Source organism: Rubrobacter taiwanensis (assembly GCF_004337705.1).
In the GTDB taxonomy this organism is placed as follows: Bacteria; Actinomycetota; Rubrobacteria; order Rubrobacterales; family Rubrobacteraceae; genus Rubrobacter_C; species Rubrobacter_C taiwanensis.
In genome coordinates this window covers 35,296-50,990 of record NZ_SKBU01000008.1, presented here as the reverse complement: position 1 = coordinate 50,990, position 15,695 = coordinate 35,296, and the positions used below count along the sequence as shown (strand labels likewise).

The window sequence follows — 15,695 nt, the reverse complement described above, 5'->3', positions numbered from 1 at the left end:
TTCAATCACGGGCGGGAGCGCCGGAGGCTGTCCTTGATCGCCCGCTGCATCTCGCGCTCGGCGCTCTTGCGGGCGATCTCGCGCCGCTTGTCGTACTGCTTCTTGCGGCTGGCCACCGCGAGTTCGACCTTGATCTTCCCGTTCTTCCCGTAGAGCTTGAGGGGGATGAGGGTCTTTCCCTCCTCCTGGCTCTTGCCCGAAAGGCGCGAGATCTCGCCCCGGTGCAGCAGCAGCTTGCGGTCCCGCGTCGGGTTCTGCGGGACGTTCGTGGCGTTCTTGTAGGGAGAGACATGAGCCCCGATCAGGAACACCTCCCCGTTCCGGACGCGGGCGTAGCTCTCCCTCAGATTCGCCCGCCCCTCGCGGATAGATTTGACCTCCGGGCCGGTGAGCGCGATCCCGGCCTCGTACGTCTCCTCCACGTTGAAGTCGTGGAGAGCCTTCTTGTTCTGTGCGAAGAGCTTCACAGCCGCCTCACCACTCTCAGCTCCGCCCGCTGCATCAGCGGGAAGACATCCACCAGCTCCACCAGCACCTCGTCGCCCACGGCGTAGCGCCCGCCTATCTCGGGGTTGGAGAGCACAACACCGCTCGGTTCCAGCTCCCACCAGCCGGGGAGCTTGCTCACGTGCACGAGGCCCGTGGCCCCGGTCTCCAGCTCCACGAACATGCCGAAGGAAGCCGTACCGACCACGGTGCCCCTCATGGTATCACCGACGCGGTCCCGCATCAGCCACATCAGGGTGTATTCGTCCGCAGTGCGCTCCGCAAGCATGCTCTGCCACTCGCGCTCGGAGATGTGATCCGCGACGGCCTCCGGGTCGTGCGGCGGCTCCTCCCCAAGCAGCGACCGGTGCACGAGGACATCCGAGTAGCGCCGGATGGGCGAGGTGAAGTGCACGTAGTCCTCCAGAGCGAGCCCGTAGTGCCCGATCCTGTGCGGCGAGTAGAGAGCCCGCGGGATGGAGCGCAGGATCAGGTACCGGCCGGCGTCGGAGCCGATCTTGGCCGCTATCGCGCTCAGGTTCTCCGGCGTGGGCTCCGCTATGAACCCGATCGCGGCGAGCTTCCGCCCCAGCTCCTCCAGGTCCGCGAGGCTCGGCCGCTCGTGCACCCGGTAGACGGCTCCGGGCCTCTCCCGGACCATCTTCGCCACGGCCTCGTTGGCCAGAACCATGAGCTCCTCGATGAGCTCCCGGGCCGGGGTCGAGCGCCGCATCCGGGCCTCCACCGGCACCCGGTTCTCGTCCAGCTCGTACTCCGGCTCCTTGCTCTCCAGCTCCAGCTTCCCTCGCTCCAGCGCCTTCCTCCGCAGCACCCGGGAGAGCTCGTGCGCCACCAGCACCATCTCCGCCTGCGGCACCTTCTCGCCGCCGGAGAGCATGGCATCTACCGCCTCGTAGGTGAGCCGGGCGTCGCTGGCGATCTGGCTCCGGAACGCCCGGCAGGACTTCATCTCTCCGGCGTAGCTTACCTCCATCTCCACCGTGACCGCGGCCCGCTCCCGATGCGGAACGAGAGAGCAGGCATCCGCAGACAGGGCCGCCGGCAGCATGGGGGCCACCGTCCCGGGCAGATAGACGGAGTTGCCGCGCCGCCGGGCCTCGCGGTCCAGAGCGGTGTTCGGGCGCACGTAGTGCGTTACGTCCGCGATATGCACCCAGACCCGGTATCCCTCATCCGTGCGCTCCACGCTGATGGCGTCGTCGAAGTCCTTGGCGTCCTCGCCGTCTATCGTCACGGTCGGCAGGCGCCTCAGATCGGCGCGCTCCCCGGCCGGGGTTCCGGCCGCCCGTTCGGCCTCCTCCTCCAGCCGCTCGGGGAACTCGCGGGAAGTCTCTATCGAGGCGAAGAGCGCATCATATACGGTGCGGGGGTCCCGCGCAGGCCCCAGCACACGATCCACCTCGCCGCGCAGCGAGCGGTCGCTCTCCCAGGTGCGCACCAGAACGATGTCCCCGGCCTCGGCCCCCTTCCGGGCCTTACGGGAGACCAGGATGGGCCGCCGCTCGCTCACGAAGAGCGGGTCGGCTATGGAGTACTTCCCGCGCCGGATCAGGATCGCCGGTATGAGCATGGCGGTCGAACGAGCTCCGTAAAATAGCCTGCATTACAATGCAGAGTCTATCACGGGCCGCAGAGAATCCCGAGAGCCACTTCGCAAAAGGGCTAAACCTTCAAGAACCGGCGCACCGAGAGGTAGCTGCCCGCCACCCCGATGATCACACCCACGGCGATCAGGATGGCCATGGTAGAGACCGTGTCTACGGCCGTGGCCGAGATGGGGAAGAACGGGATATTCCGGTTCGCCCAGTCCACGAAGAAGAAGTTCAGCCACACCACAACCAGGGCCGCCACAGCGGAGCCGATCAGCCCCTGCACCATGCCCTCCACCACGAACGGCATGCGAACGAAGTTGTCCGAAGCCCCGACGAGCTTCTGGATCTCGATCTCCTTCCGCCGGGCGAAGATGGAGAGCCGGATGGCGTTGGAGATCAGGAGCACGCTGGAGATCAGGAACAGCGCCGTCGCCCCGCGCAGCGCCCAGGTGATGTAACCGGTTATGGTATTGAGCCGGTCTATGGTCTGAGCCGGATAGCTAATATCCTCCCGGGCGAAATACCCGCTCTCCACCAGCCGGTCGGCGACGGCCTGCGAGTCCGCCGGGTCGTGCAGCGAGATCTCGATCGACGCCGGCAGCGGGTTGTCCTCCAGATTCTGCGCGATCTCCGGCAGGCTCTCCTGGAAGCGCTGCAGCGCCTCCTCCTTGGAGACGTAGGTGCTCTCCCGCACCTCCGGCCAGCTCTGCACCTCCTCCCGGGCCTGCCGGATCTCCTGCTGTGTCGCATCCTCCGGGAAGAAGGCCGTTATCTCCACCCGCTCGCCGATGGAGCGGATGATGTCCGAGACGTGCGCGTTGACCAGCATCCCGATGCCGAGCACCAGAATGCACATGAAGGTTGTGGTCGCGGCCGTGACGCTCATGAGCAGGTTGAGCCGCATGTTCTTGAACGCCTCGCGCAGGAAGAAGCCCAGATTAAACCTCATCCAGATACGCCCCCTTCACGCGGTCGCGGACGATCCGGCCGTCCTCCAGCGCGATGACGCGCTTGCGCATCACGTCCACCATCTCCTTGTCGTGGGTGGCGACCAGAACGGTGGTGCCGATGCGGTTGATCCTGTGCAGAAGCTGCATGATCCCCACGCTCGTCTCCGGATCGAGGTTCCCCGTAGGCTCGTCCGCGATCAGGATCGGCGGCTGCGAGACGAACGCCCGCGCGATGGAGACCCGCTGCTGCTCCCCGCCGGAGAGCTGGTCCGGATACTTGTCCATCTTGTTGGCCAGTCCCACGAGCTCTAGTATCTGCGGCACCTTCGTACGGATCGCACGCCGCCGCTGTCCCGTGACCTCCATGGCATAGGCCACGTTCTCCGCAGCCGTCTTGTTCGGCAACAGCTTGAAGTCCTGGAACACACACCCGATGGAGCGCCGGTGACGGGGTATCTGCCGCCGGGGTATGGCGGACAGCCGCCGGCCGTTGACGTAGACGGTCCCGGCAGAGGGTTCGATCTCCTTGAGGATCAGGCGCACCACCGTGGATTTGCCCGACCCGCTCGCTCCCACCAGGAAGACGAACTCTCCCTGACCGATCTCCATGCTGACGCGCTCCAGAGCCAGAACGTCGTTGCCGTAGACTTTGGTGACGTTGTCGAATCGAATCACGCTACTCTCCCGGATCGGCGATCGCCCGGATCATCGGCGATCGCAGCACATCCTTCCCGTGCGGCCATGTGCTTCGCGGGAATCCTTGCATCCTGCAATGTCCCTCCAGACCGCTCAAAAGATACCAAGCGCCTCCCGGTATATCAACCGGGGAGGAGATCCCTCACCTCCCCGGAGACGTAGAGCCGCCCCTCCTCCACCCCGACTTCCTCGAGCTCCATCTCGAACGGCAGCTCCTCCAGCGCGAACCTGAAGTCTGAGTCGGCCAGCAGGCGGTCCGTTATCTCCTCCGGGACGGGCACCCCGAACGCCTCAACACGCCGGGGCAGGAACTCCAGCTCCCCGCTCTCCAACAGCTCCACCTCCCCCTCGACCGTGATGGGCACCCCCAGCCCGAAGACCTCCACATCCGATCCCACGGTCACCCTCCCCCCCTCCAGCGTGACCTCCCCGACCGGGAACTGGGTGACCTGCTCGCGGGCTACCTCGGCCACCTCCTCCTCCGAGAGCTCGGCCCGGAGCGCACCTGAGATCTCCCCCTCACCCATCAGCCGCCCGCTCCAGAGGCTCTGCACCAGGTTCAGCTCGAAGGGGTTCAGATCTATCGTGATGCGCTCCGCCTCCACGCCCCCGAACTCCCCCCCCTCGATGACCACCCGGCCGCCCGTGAAATCCCCGAGCAGCACGGCCGGCGCAGGATCGCTCTGCAGACGCACGGTCGGCGTCTGCGAGAGCCCGAGCTGCTGGCGCAGGGCGCCGGCGACCAGCTGATCCACGAGCGCCGGGATGAAGGTGTACAGCCCGATGACCAGAAACACCGCCGAGATGAGGCCGGAGCCTATCGCCACGCGCAGGGCACTAGGCAACTGCCCGGCTTCTGAGGTAGGAGTATATGAACTCGTCCAGATCACCGTCCAGCACCCGGTCCACATCCGAGGTCTCAACCCCGGTGCGCAGATCCTTGACCATCCTGTAGGGATGCAGGACGTAAGAGCGGATCTGGGAGCCCCAGCCGATCTCGGCCTTCTCCCCGCTCTGTGCGGCTATCTCCTCCTGCCGCTTCTGGCGCTCCAGCTCGAAGAGCCGGGCACGCAGGATCCGCATCGCTACCTCCCGGTTCTGGTGCTGGCTCCGCTCGTTCTGGCACTGCACCACCATGCCCGTGGGGAGGTGCGTTATGCGCACCGCCGAGTCGGTCTTGTTGACGTGCTGCCCGCCCGCCCCCGAAGCCCGGTAGGTGTCCACTTTCAGATCCTTCTCGTCTATCTCGACCGTGACCTCGTCGTCCACCACCGGAGCCACCGCCACCGAAGCGAAGCTGGTGTGCCGCCGCCCGGAGGCATCGTAGGGGCTTATCCTGACCAGCCGGTGCACCCCCCGCTCGGCGGAGAGCAGCCCGAAGGCGTGATCCCCGGAGATGGTGAAGGTGGCGCTCTTTATCCCGCCCTCTTCCGCGGGCGTGTACTCCACGACCTCCAGCCGGTAGCCGTTGCGCTCGGCCCAGCGCCGGTACATGCGGGCCAGCATCTCCGCCCAGTCCTGGGAATCTACACCGCCCGCACCGGGGTTTATGGCCAAGATGGCCGCGGACTCATCGTACTCGCCGACGAAGAGACGCTCCAGCTCTTGCACCTCCAGCTCGCGCTCTATCCGGCGCACCTCCTCCTCGACCTCCCGCAGCAGAGCCTCGTCCCCCTCGGCCAGCTCATAGAGCTCCTCGGCGTCGGTGAGCCGGTCCCGCAGGCCGTCATAGGTCTTGAGCCTGCCCTCTATGCGCGAGAACTCGGCAGAGACGCTCCGGGCCTCCTCCGGATCGTCCCAGAAGTCCGGGCGGCTCATCCGCTCCGCGAGCTCGCGCGTACGCTTCCGGAGTCCTTCCACATCCAGGATGTTCCCCAGCTCCTCCAGCCGCGCCCGCAGGTTTTTGAGGTGCTCCTCCAAACCCCCTCACCGTCAGCCGGTCTGGACGCCCACACGCCCGCAGCACTTCTTGTACTTCTTGCCCGAGCCACACGGACACGGGTCGTTGCGCCCCACCTTCTTCTCCACCTTGCGGGGCTGCGGCTTCCGGGGCTGTTCCTCTCCGCCGCTGTACGAGAGGTTCTTCAGCTCCTGCTCCTCCGGGAGCTGGACGTTCTCGATGCGGTAGATGTAGGTTACGTAGTCCTCCTTGAGCCCCTGCTCCATGTCCATGAACAGGTCGTAGCCCTCGCGCTTGTACTCCACGAGCGGATCGCGCTGGCCCACGCCGCGCCAGCCGATGCCCTCCCGCAGGTACTCCATGTCGTAGAGGTGCTCCCGCCACTTCTGGTCCACGATGGAGAGCAGCGTCGCGCGCTCGGCGTCTTCGAAGGTGCTCACGCCGTCGCTGCGGGAGAGGCCGCGCCGCTCCAGCTCGGCCGTCCGCTCCTCCCACTCCCGCCGGCGCTCCTCGAGACGCTCGCGGGCGTCTTCGAGCACCATCTCGGTGACGCTCTCCGGCGTGAGGGTCTCGATGTCCAGAGCGTGGAAGTCTATGGAGCACGGGAAGAAGCGGTTGACCTCGGCCGCCAGAGCGTCCATGTCCCACTCCTCGGGGTAGACGTCGTCCGAGACGTGCCGGGCGACGGCTTCGCGCAGCACGTCCTCGACGTAGTCCCAGGTGTCTACCTTCTCGCCCTCCAGAATCTCGCGCCGGAGCGCGTAGATCACCTCGCGCTGCTTGTTGAGCACGTCGTCGTACTCCAGGATCTTCTTGCGCACCTGGAAGTGCTGGCTCTCGACCTGCTCCTGCGCCCGCCGCACCGAGCCGGAGACCATCCCGGCCTCTATGGCGTCGCCCTCCTCGAGCCCGATGCGGTCTACCATCCGCTGCATCCGGTCGCCGCCGAAGAGCCGCAGCAGGTCGTCCTCGAACGAGAGGTAGAATCTGGACTCGCCCGGATCTCCCTGCCGGCCGCTGCGGCCCCGCAGCTGGTTGTCTATCCGGCGCGACTCATGCCGCTCGGTACCGAGCACGTAGAGCCCGCCCAGGCTCACGACCTCCAGCGACTCCAGCGAGCGCCCCTCCAGCATCTCCCGCGTGATGGTGGGGTACTTCTGCATGATCCCGGCGGCGAGCCGTTCATGCTCCTCGGTCCACTCCTCGTCCGCCTCGTCGGAGCCGCCGAGCTTGATGTCCGTGCCGCGGCCGGCCATGTTCGTCGCGATCGTCACCGCCCCCTTGCGGCCGGCCTCGGCCACGATCTCGGCCTCCCGCTCGTGGTGCTTGGCGTTCAGCACGTTGTGCCTGATGCCCCGCTGCCGGAGCATCTTCGAGATCAGCTCGGAGACCTCGACCGAGATCGTGCCGACCAGCACCGGCTGGCCCTTCCGGTGGCGCTCGGCAATGTCGTCGACGACGGCCCGGTACTTGGCCTTCTTGTTCGCGTAGATGAGGTCCTCCCGGTCCTCCCGGATCATGGGCCGGTGGGTCGGGATGGAGACGACCTCCATGCCGTAGATGTGCATGAACTCGTCGGCCTCGGTGGCGGCCGTTCCGGTCATGCCCGCCAGCTTGTCGTATTGGCGGAAGAAGTTCTGGATGGTGATGGTGGCGACCGTCTGGTTCTCCTCCCTGATCGGGACGCCCTCCTTGGCCTCGATGGCCTGGTGCAGCCCCTCGGAGTACCGGCGGCCCTCCAGCACCCTCCCCGTGAACTCGTCCACGATGAAGACCTGGTCGTCGCGGACGATGTACTGGTTGTCCCGCTTGAAGAGCGTGTGCGCCCGCAGTGCCTGGTTCAGGTGGTTGACCAGGTTCCGGTTGACGTCGTCGTAGAGGTTGTCCACCCCCAGAGCCTTCTCCACCTTCTCCACACCGCTCTCGGTCGGCGCAACCTGCCGCTTCTTCTCGTCCACCTCGTAGTCCTCGCCCTCCTTGAGGTGCGGCACTATGGCGGCGAAGCGGTAGTAGGTATCCGCCGCGCTCTCGGGCAAGCCGGAGATGATCAGGGGCGTCCGCGCCTCGTCGATGAGGATGGAGTCCACCTCGTCCACGATGGCGTACTTGAGCCGCCGCTGCACGAGCTGGTCGGTGCGCGTGGCGATGTTGTCGCGCAGGTAGTCGAAGCCGAACTGCGCGTTGGTCCCGTAGGTGAGGTCCGCGGCGTACGCCCGCTGGCGCTCCTCGAAGCCCATGCCGTCCTGGATGACGCCGACCGTAAGCCCCAGAGACTCGTAGATGGGCCCCATCCACTCTGCGTCGCGGCGGGCCAGGTAGTCGTTGACGGTGACGATGTGCACGCCTTCGCCCGAGAGCGCGTTCAGGTACACCGGCATCGTGGCGGCCAGGGTCTTACCCTCACCGGTCTTCATCTCGGCGATCTTGCCCTGGTGCAGCACGATGCCGCCCATCACCTGAACGTCGAACGGCCGCATCCCGAGCGTCCGCCGGGCGGCCTCGCGCACGACGGCGAAGGCCTCCGTCATGAGGTCGTCAAGCGACGCGCCGCGCTCCAACCGCTCGCGGAACTCGTCCGTCTTGGCCGCAAGCTCCCTGTCGGAGAGCTTGCGGATCTCCGGCTCCAGAGCGGTCACGGCCTCTACCTGATTCTGCAGCGCCTTTACCTTGCGGCCCTCTCCGAACCGGAGAATCTTTGTCAGCAGGCTAGTCAATATCTCTCTACCTCGCGGGTTCTATGAGTCCGTAGTTTCCATCCCTGCGACGGTATACCACATTTATATCGCCGGTATCGGCGTTGGTGAACACGAAGAACGAGTGGTCTAGCAACTCCATCTGCAGCGCCGCCTCGTCCGGCAGCATCGGCTTCATCTGAAACTGCTTGGTGCGTACTATCTTACTCTCTATCTCGTCTTCCAGCACGCTCACGGAATCCTGCGGTCCGGGAGCACTGTTCTTGAGCCGGCCCTGCCAGCGGTCTATCTGCCGCCCCCGGTAGCGCCGGACCTGCCGCTCCAGCTTGTCCACCATCCGGTCTATGGAGGCGTACATGTCGCCCGAGGCCTCGCGCGCCTTGAGAACCGCGCTGTTGATGAACAGCGTGGTCTCGGCCACCTGGTTGTCGGCGATGGAGGGATTGCGCTCGTGTATGAGCTCGACCTCGGCGCGGGCGTGGCTCTTCTCGTCGTCGAAGAACTTGGTCACCCGCTCGACCTTCTCTCTGGCGTAGCGCTCCAGCGCCTCGGTTACCGAGATGTTCCTGCCCTGAACGGATATCTCCATCAGCTGGGGTCCCTCCTTTCCTAAAGACCGGCTCCCCGGCCCTCCTCCGAGAAATCGCTGACGATTGGCAGCCGGCCCTCCCTTAGCACGTGCGGCACAGAGTGAGGGCGAAGACCTCGTCGGCCCCGGCCCCGATCAACGCCCGGGCGCACGTATCGAGCGTTGCACCCGTGGTGAAGACGTCGTCCACCAGCAGCACCTTCCCCGCAACCTGCCCCCGGGCGGCGTACGCCCCCCGGACGTTCGCCGCGCGCGCCCCGGCCGTAAGCCCGACCTGGTCTGCGGTCTTCCTCACGGCTCTTAGTTTATCCGAAACCCGGGCGTTTATCTTCCGCGCCACACCCCGGGCGAGCAGCTCCGCCTGATTGAAGCCCCGCCTGAGGCTCCTCATCCGGTGCAGCGGCACGGGCACCACCACGTCGAAACCCCTCTCGTCCAGCGCTCCGGCCATGAGCGGCGCGGCCAGCCGCTCCGCGGCCTCCACCCTCCCCCGGTATTTGATGGCGTGCACGAGCTCTTTGCCGACGCCGTCGTAGCGCAGCGCAGCCCGCGCCGCACGGAAGGCGAAGTCCTGGTTCCCGCACTCGTCGCAGCCGTACGTCTCGAACGCCGCCGGCATCCCGCACCGGCCACAGATGGGGGCCGCGATCTCGGGCAGGTTCTCGTAGCACGCGCGACACAGAAGATCGCTCGCCCGGGCGTTACAGGAGACGCACCGCTGCGGGTAGAAGAAGTCCGCCAGCGCGGTGAGATATCCGCCGGCCACCGGGCGGCTAGAAGCGCAGGCTGCGCGGTGGGAGATTGACCCGCGGGTTCACGCGGATGCCCTGATCCAGGACGTTCCCCTCCCCGATAACGCACTCGGCCCCAAGCACCGCGAGCCCGCGCACGATGGCGCGGTGGCCGATCCTGACGTTCGGCCCCACGATCGAGCCCCGGATTATAGCGCCGGGCTCCACCCGCACCCCGTCGAAGAGGATGCTCCCCTCCACCACGGCCTCCTCTCCGATGCGGCAGCCGCGGCCCAGCGCGGTGCGGCCGCCGACGGTGCAGCCGTTCTCCAGCACGCAGTCCCGCTCGATGGAGAACGGCGGCAGGATCTTCACGCTCTTGCCCACCTCTATGGAGGGGTGGCTCTCGCGGTAGTCGAAGTCCTCCCCGCCGGCTATCGCGCCGGAGAGTACGTCCTGAGAAGCCGTCAGATAGCTGCGGGGCGTGCCGATGTCCTTCCAGTAGGAGCTGGAGACATACGCGTACAGCCGCCCGGACTGCTGCAGCCGGGGGAAGATCTCACGCTCTATCGAGACCTCCTTCCCGGCCGGGATCATCTCCAGTACCTCCGGCTCCAGCACGTAGATGCCGGCGTTGATGAGGCTCGTGGAGATCTCATCGTAGGCCGGTTTCTCCACGAAGCGGTGCACCTTCATGTTGTGGTCCACCTCGACCAGCCCGTAGGCCGTGGGGTCCTCGACCGAGGTGAGCGCGATGGTGGCCAGGGCCCCGCTCTCCCGGTGCGCCTCTATGAGGCTCTCCAGCCTCATCCCGGTCAGCACATCGCCGTTGGTCACCACGACCGGTCCGCCGTCCAGGGCGCTCTGGGCGTTCTTCAGGCCACCGGCCGTGCCCAGCGGCCGGTCCTCGACCACATAATCCAGCTCGAAGCCGTCCATCTTTTGCTTCTCGAAGTACTCCTGGATGGGGTCCGGGAGATAGCCCATAGAGAGCACGGCCCGGTCGACCCCGCCGGAGCGCAGAAAGTCCACCATATAGCTGATGAACGGCCGGTTGCGCAGCGGCACCATGGGCTTGGGCACGTCGTAGGTTATCGGCCGCAGCCGACTCCCCTGTCCCCCCACCAGCACTACAGCCTGCATATACAGCCTCCTTACAGCCCGATCGCCTGCGCGAGCAGAACGAGCGGCCCCAGGATGAACGCGAAGAGCACCGTGAAGACCGCCATGGCGTAGATAGAGAACCTCAGCGCCCCGGAGCCGTCCTTGACGGGCCCGACTCCCGCCGGCTCCTCGAAGAACATGCTCCGGATGACGCCGAAGTAGTACGGGACGGAGAGCACGCTGTTGATTATCACGGCCCCGACTACGACCCAGGCCCCGGCCTGCGCGGTGGCGAAGATCACCCACGCCTTGCCCCAGAAGCCGGAGAGCGGCGGGATGCCCACCAGCGCGGCCATGAAAACCGCCATGCTGACGGCGAGCGCCGGCTGGGTCCTGAAGAGCCCGTTGAAGCTCTTGCCCTCCTCGCCCACAAGCTCGACCACGAAGAACGCCCCCAGGTTCATGACCGCGTAGGCAACGGCGTAGACGATCACGGCCTGAACGGCCGTCTCGAGCGCCGGACCGGTGAGCGCCGCGAACGCGGCCAGGATGTACCCGGAGTGAGCCACGGAGCTGTAGGCCAGCATCCGCTTGAGGTTGGTCTGCCGCAGGGCGAAGAGGTTGCCCGCGAACATGGAGAGGATGGCCAGAAGGGCGAACAGCCAGGTATAGGCCTGCGCGGTCTCGGGCATGCCCTCGATCAGAACGCGCAGCAGCAGCGCGAAGGTGGCCATCTTGGGCGCGACCGAGAGGAACGCCGCCGCGTTGGTGGGCGCCCCCTGATAGGCGTCCGGCGTCCAGAAGTGGAACGGGACCACCGAGAGCTTAAACGCCACGCCGGAGAGGAAGAGCACCAGCCCCAGGAGCGCCGCGGGCGAGAGATCCGCAGTGAAGGCAGCAGCTACCTCCGAGAGGTTGGCCGAGCCGGTCACGCCGTAGATCAGCACCAGCCCGTAGAGCAGCACCGAGCTGGCGACCACGCCGGTGAGCAGGTACTTCATGCCACCCTCGGAACTCTCGCGCCGGCGGCGGTCGAAGGCCACCATCGCGTAGGAGGGGATCGTGGCGAGCTCCAGCGAGACGAAGATCACGAACAGATCCCGCCCCGAGACCAGAAGCGACGCCCCGAGCGCCACGGCGAGGATGAGGGACATGTACTCGCCCGTGTCCCCGGTCCGGGCCGACCACCGGGCCGCGGCCAGCACCGAGAAGAAAGCCACAAGACCGACCAGGATCTTGAAGAGCAGCGCGAAGCCATCAACCACGTAGCCGTCACCGAAGAAGCTGCCCTCGAACCCGGCGGCCAGCAAGACCGTCGCGGAGCCCGCGAGCGCCAGCGCGCCGAGCGCCGCCAGCCCGCTCGACAGGTTGGGGGAGCGCGATCCGAACACCTCCGTCAGAAGCACCACCGCGATGAACGCGAGCGCGAGTATCTCAGGGATTAGCGCTACCAGCGTGTCTGCCGTGATCAGGGGTGCTTCCATCTGCTAACCGCCTCCTATGACGCTCAGGACCAGCTCCACCGCCGGACGCTGAATGTTCACCAGCAGGGCCGGGAAGATTCCGAGTATCAGGAGCAGGGCGGCGGGCGGCACGATGGCGGCCATCTCGGCCGGCCCGGCATCCCTCAGGCCCTGCCACTCCGGCCGCCGCAGCGGACCGAAGATGGTGCGCGCCAGCATGTAGAGGAAGTACATGGCGCTCAGGATGACGCCCAGCGCCGCGACCGTACCCTGCACCGGGTGCGCGTCGAAACCGCCGAGCAGGCTCATAACCTCGGAGACGAAGACCGCCAGCCCCGGCAACCCCATGGCCGCCAGAGCGCCCAGAGCCAGCAGCCCGCCGACCCACGGCATGCTCAGAGCGAGCCCGCCCATGTCCGCGATCCTGCGGGTCCCGGTCCTCGCCGCGATGATCCCGACCAGGATGAACAGGAGGGCCGAGTACAGGCCGTGCGTTACCTGCTGCAGCACCGCACCGTTCAGCCCCATGGCGTTAAACGAAGCCGCCCCGAGCAGGATGAACCCGAGCGTCCCGATTGAGGAGTAGGCCACGAGCGCCTTCAGGTCGGTCTGCATGAAGGCCGCGAACGCGCCGTAGATGATGTTCAGCGCGCCGAAGGCCGCGATGTACGGCAGGTACGGCTCCACGCCCTGCGGCAGGAGCGGGATTGCTATCTTGAGGATGCCGATGGTGCCCAGCTTCGGCAGCACGCCCGAGAGCACCACGTTCGTGGAGATCGGGCTGGAGAGGTAGACGTCCGGCAACCAGCTGTGCAGCGGCACGACCGGCACCTTGACCGCAAGCCCGAAGATGATGGGGGCGGCGATCAGGATCTGCGCCGTCCGGCCGAGCCCGCCACCTCCGGTCAGCTCCTCCAGCGCGAAGGTCCCGGCCAGGATCCCCAGCGTTAGGAACCCGCCGAGCATGATCGTGGAGCCCAGGAAGGTGTAGATGAAGAACTTGATCGCGGCCGGCCGCCGGTTCTCGTCGCCCCACATCCCGACCAGCAGGTACATCGGGATGAGGGTGAGCTCGAAGAAGACGTAGAAGAGGATCAGATCCTGCGCCGCGAACACCCCGAGCATGCCGACCTCGGCGAGGAAGAGTATCGCGTAGTACTGCTTCAGATTCCGCTGTACGTCCCAGGCGGCGATCACCGCGATCAAAGTCAGGAAAGCGGCCAGGAAGAACATCCCGAAGCCCAGCCCGTCCAGCCCGACGCGGTACCCGATGCCTAAAGATTCGATCCAGGTGTAGCTCTGGGAGAGGGCCGGGGCATCCAGGTTGCTCCCGAATGCCACATAGATGTACAGGACCAGCGCCAGCGGCACGGCGGCGACACCCAGGGCCACCGGCTGGATTATGCGCCGCTCGTCCGGGAGCAGCGCGACCAGCAGGGCTCCCAGCAGCGGAATGAAGATCGCAACGGTTGTTATCACAGCCTCACCCCCACAGCTATCGAGCCCAGGATTATCAGGACCAGCAGCCCGGCCGCAAGGATGAGCGCGTCGCCGAGCACGACGGCGGCGAGCGCAAGAACGCTGATGACTATGAACAGCGCGTAGTTCTGAACGCCGCCGGTCTGCAGCGGCCGCAGCCGCTCACCGGTCCAGCTCACCGCGCGTCCGAGACCGGTGACCGCACCGTCCAGCCCCCGCCGGTCGAACTCGCGCACGGCCACACCCAGTGCCATCGCGCCCCTCACGAAGGTGGCGTTGTAGAGGTCGTCGATGTACCAGCGCCTGTCCAGGAAGGCATGCACGGGCCGGAAGCGTCGGTAGGCGCTCTCCGCGACGTGCTCGCGCCCCGGAGCGTACATGGCGTACGCGAGCGCGATGCCCGCAAGCCCCACCGCGACCGAGAGGGCCGCCAGCGCGTAGCTGAACGCGTGCTCCTCTATGGCGAGTACCCCGGCCGCGAACTCGCTGGGCGTGACGAAGCCGCCGAAGAGATCGGCGACCGGCGTGCCGATCCAGCCGCTGCCGATCGAGAGCGCCGCCAGGATCACCATCGGCACGGTCATGACCCCCGGCGGGTCCACCGCCGCGCGCGCGGCCTCGGTGCGCGGCTCGCCCAGGAAGGCGACGAAGATGGCGCGGAAGATGTAGAACGCGGTCAGGAAGACCGTCACGAGCGCCATCCCGAACAGGATGTAGTAGTGCTTCTCGAAGGCGCCGGCGACGATCAGGTCCTTGCTCCAGAACCCGGCGAGCGGGAAGATGCCGGCCAGCGAGAGCCCCGCGATAACCATGGTCCAGAACGTGATCGGCATCCGGCGCTTCAGACCGCCCATGTCGAAGATGTTGTAGGAGGTCATCGCGTAGATGATGCTCCCGGCCCCGAGGAAGAGGAGCGCCTTGAAGAAGGCGTGGTTGTACAGGTGGAAGAACCCGGCCGTGTACGCCCCGATCCCGAGCGCCATCATCATGTATCCGAGCTGCGAGACGGTCGAGTAGGCGATGATGCGCTTGATGTCCTTCTTCACCAGCGCCATAGTCGCGGCCATCAGGGCCGTGAACCCGCCGATGTAGGCCACGATCAGCATCGCCGCCGGGCTCTGCACGAAGATGTCGTAGGTCCGGGCGACCAGGTAGACGCCCGCGGCGACCATCGTCGCCGCGTGGATGAGCGCGGAGACCGGCGTGGGTCCCTCCATGGCGTCCGGGAGCCAGACGTGCAGCGGGAACTGCGCGCTCTTGCCGACGGCCCCGATGAAGACCAGCACCAGCGCCGCCGTGAGCAGCAGACCGCCGATGAAGCCGGCCTGAGCGGCCTGCGAGATCTCGGCGAAGGAGGTGGTGCCCGTGGCCCGCCAGAAGATCAGGATGCCCACAAGCAGTGCCGCGTCCCCGATACGCGTGACGATGAACGCCTTCTGGGCCGCGTCCCGGGCCGCCGGCTTCTCGAACCAGTGCCCGATCAAGAGATACGAGCAGAGGCCCACCAGCTCCCAGAAGACGTAGAGCTGTATGAAGTTCGGCGCTATGACCAGCCCCAGCATCGAGGCCGTGAAGAGATTCAGGACCGCGAAGTACCAGGCGTACCGCGAATCTCCCTCCATGAAGGCCCCGGAATACAGGTTGATCATCAGGCTCACGAACGTGACGACCACTATCATTACGGCCGCCAGCTCGTCTATGAGAACGCCCATCGAGAAAGATCCGCCCTCGCCCAGATCTATCCAGCTGACGGAGAAGGAGATGGGCCCGTCCGTTATGACCAGAAAGAGCGCAAAACAGGAGAAGATAAACGCGGTGGCGTTGACGAAGACCGCTACATACTGGGCGTTCTCGCCGATGAGACGTCCGAAGAGCGCCAGCACGAAGAAGGCCAGTGCCGGGAGCACCGGGATGGCCAGGATCAGCAGCTGCTGCCCCGCGCTCATCTATTCATATCCTTCCACCCTTCGTGAGGTAGCATACCCGCATCC

Annotated in this window: 13 protein-coding genes; all 13 read right to left on the bottom strand. The window is 66.3% G+C overall.

Going from position 1 to position 15,695, the window contains the following annotated elements:
- Positions 1-5: 5 nt before the first annotated feature.
- A complete protein-coding gene (gene smpB / locus E0L93_RS04650; protein ID WP_132689167.1) occupies positions 6-467 on the bottom strand; it encodes an SsrA-binding protein SmpB in 462 nt (153 codons plus the stop codon).
- Positions 464-2,077, bottom strand: a complete 1,614-nt coding sequence (locus E0L93_RS04645) for a ribonuclease R family protein (protein WP_132689164.1) — start codon at positions 2,075-2,077, stop codon at positions 464-466. The genes smpB and E0L93_RS04645 overlap by 4 nt, the downstream gene beginning before the upstream one ends.
- Positions 2,078-2,169: 92 nt before the next feature.
- The gene (gene ftsX / locus E0L93_RS04640; RefSeq protein WP_132689161.1) at positions 2,170-3,048 is read right to left on the bottom strand and encodes a permease-like cell division protein FtsX; all 879 of its coding nucleotides are present in this window, start codon (positions 3,046-3,048) and stop codon (positions 2,170-2,172) included.
- Entirely contained in the window at positions 3,038-3,724 is a 687-nt protein-coding gene (gene ftsE, locus E0L93_RS04635) for a cell division ATP-binding protein FtsE (RefSeq protein ID WP_132689158.1), read from the bottom strand. The genes ftsX and ftsE overlap by 11 nt, the downstream gene beginning before the upstream one ends.
- Positions 3,725-3,867: 143 nt before the next feature.
- Entirely contained in the window at positions 3,868-4,590 is a 723-nt protein-coding gene (locus E0L93_RS04630; protein ID WP_165874161.1) for an LmeA family phospholipid-binding protein, read from the bottom strand.
- A complete protein-coding gene (gene prfB, locus E0L93_RS04625; protein WP_132689153.1) occupies positions 4,583-5,665 on the bottom strand; it encodes a peptide chain release factor 2 in 1,083 nt (360 codons plus the stop codon). The genes E0L93_RS04630 and prfB overlap by 8 nt, the downstream gene beginning before the upstream one ends.
- Before the next feature lie 12 nt (positions 5,666-5,677).
- Positions 5,678-8,362, bottom strand: coding sequence for a preprotein translocase subunit SecA (gene secA / locus E0L93_RS04620; protein ID WP_424511419.1), 2,685 nt, complete (start codon positions 8,360-8,362; stop codon positions 5,678-5,680).
- Between the two features lie 4 nt (positions 8,363-8,366).
- Entirely contained in the window at positions 8,367-8,927 is a 561-nt protein-coding gene (gene hpf / locus E0L93_RS04615; RefSeq protein WP_132689148.1) for a ribosome hibernation-promoting factor, HPF/YfiA family, read from the bottom strand.
- A gap of 82 nt (positions 8,928-9,009) precedes the next feature.
- Complete coding sequence (locus E0L93_RS04610; RefSeq protein ID WP_132689146.1) at positions 9,010-9,693, bottom strand: ComF family protein; 684 nt, start codon at positions 9,691-9,693, stop codon at positions 9,010-9,012.
- 7 nt (positions 9,694-9,700) lie between these two features.
- Positions 9,701-10,801, bottom strand: coding sequence for a nucleotidyltransferase family protein (locus E0L93_RS04605; protein WP_132689143.1), 1,101 nt, complete (start codon positions 10,799-10,801; stop codon positions 9,701-9,703).
- Positions 10,802-10,812: 11 nt separating this feature from the next.
- A complete protein-coding gene (locus E0L93_RS04600; protein WP_132689141.1) occupies positions 10,813-12,246 on the bottom strand; it encodes an NADH-quinone oxidoreductase subunit N in 1,434 nt (477 codons plus the stop codon).
- A gap of 3 nt (positions 12,247-12,249) precedes the next feature.
- Complete coding sequence (locus E0L93_RS04595; protein WP_132689139.1) at positions 12,250-13,704, bottom strand: complex I subunit 4 family protein; 1,455 nt, start codon at positions 13,702-13,704, stop codon at positions 12,250-12,252.
- Positions 13,701-15,650, bottom strand: coding sequence for an NADH-quinone oxidoreductase subunit L (nuoL, locus tag E0L93_RS04590; protein WP_132689136.1), 1,950 nt, complete (start codon positions 15,648-15,650; stop codon positions 13,701-13,703). Before nuoL ends, E0L93_RS04595 begins: the two co-directional genes overlap by 4 nt.
- Between the last annotated feature and the right edge of the window lie 45 nt (positions 15,651-15,695).

Bases quoted from the DNA above. Each gene is read 5' to 3' on its own strand.
- E0L93_RS04645 (WP_132689164.1), bottom strand. From the start codon at position 2,077: ATGCTCATACCGGCGATCCTGATCCGGCGCGGGAAGTACTCCATAGCC.
- ftsX (WP_132689161.1), bottom strand. From the start codon at position 3,048: ATGAGGTTTAATCTGGGCTTCTTCCTGCGCGAGGCGTTCAAGAACATG.
- hpf (WP_132689148.1), bottom strand. From the start codon at position 8,927: ATGGAGATATCCGTTCAGGGCAGGAACATCTCGGTAACCGAGGCGCTG.
- E0L93_RS04605 (WP_132689143.1), bottom strand. From the start codon at position 10,801: ATGCAGGCTGTAGTGCTGGTGGGGGGACAGGGGAGTCGGCTGCGGCCG.
- E0L93_RS04600 (WP_132689141.1), bottom strand. From the start codon at position 12,246: ATGGAAGCACCCCTGATCACGGCAGACACGCTGGTAGCGCTAATCCCT.
- nuoL (WP_132689136.1), bottom strand. From the start codon at position 15,650: ATGAGCGCGGGGCAGCAGCTGCTGATCCTGGCCATCCCGGTGCTCCCG.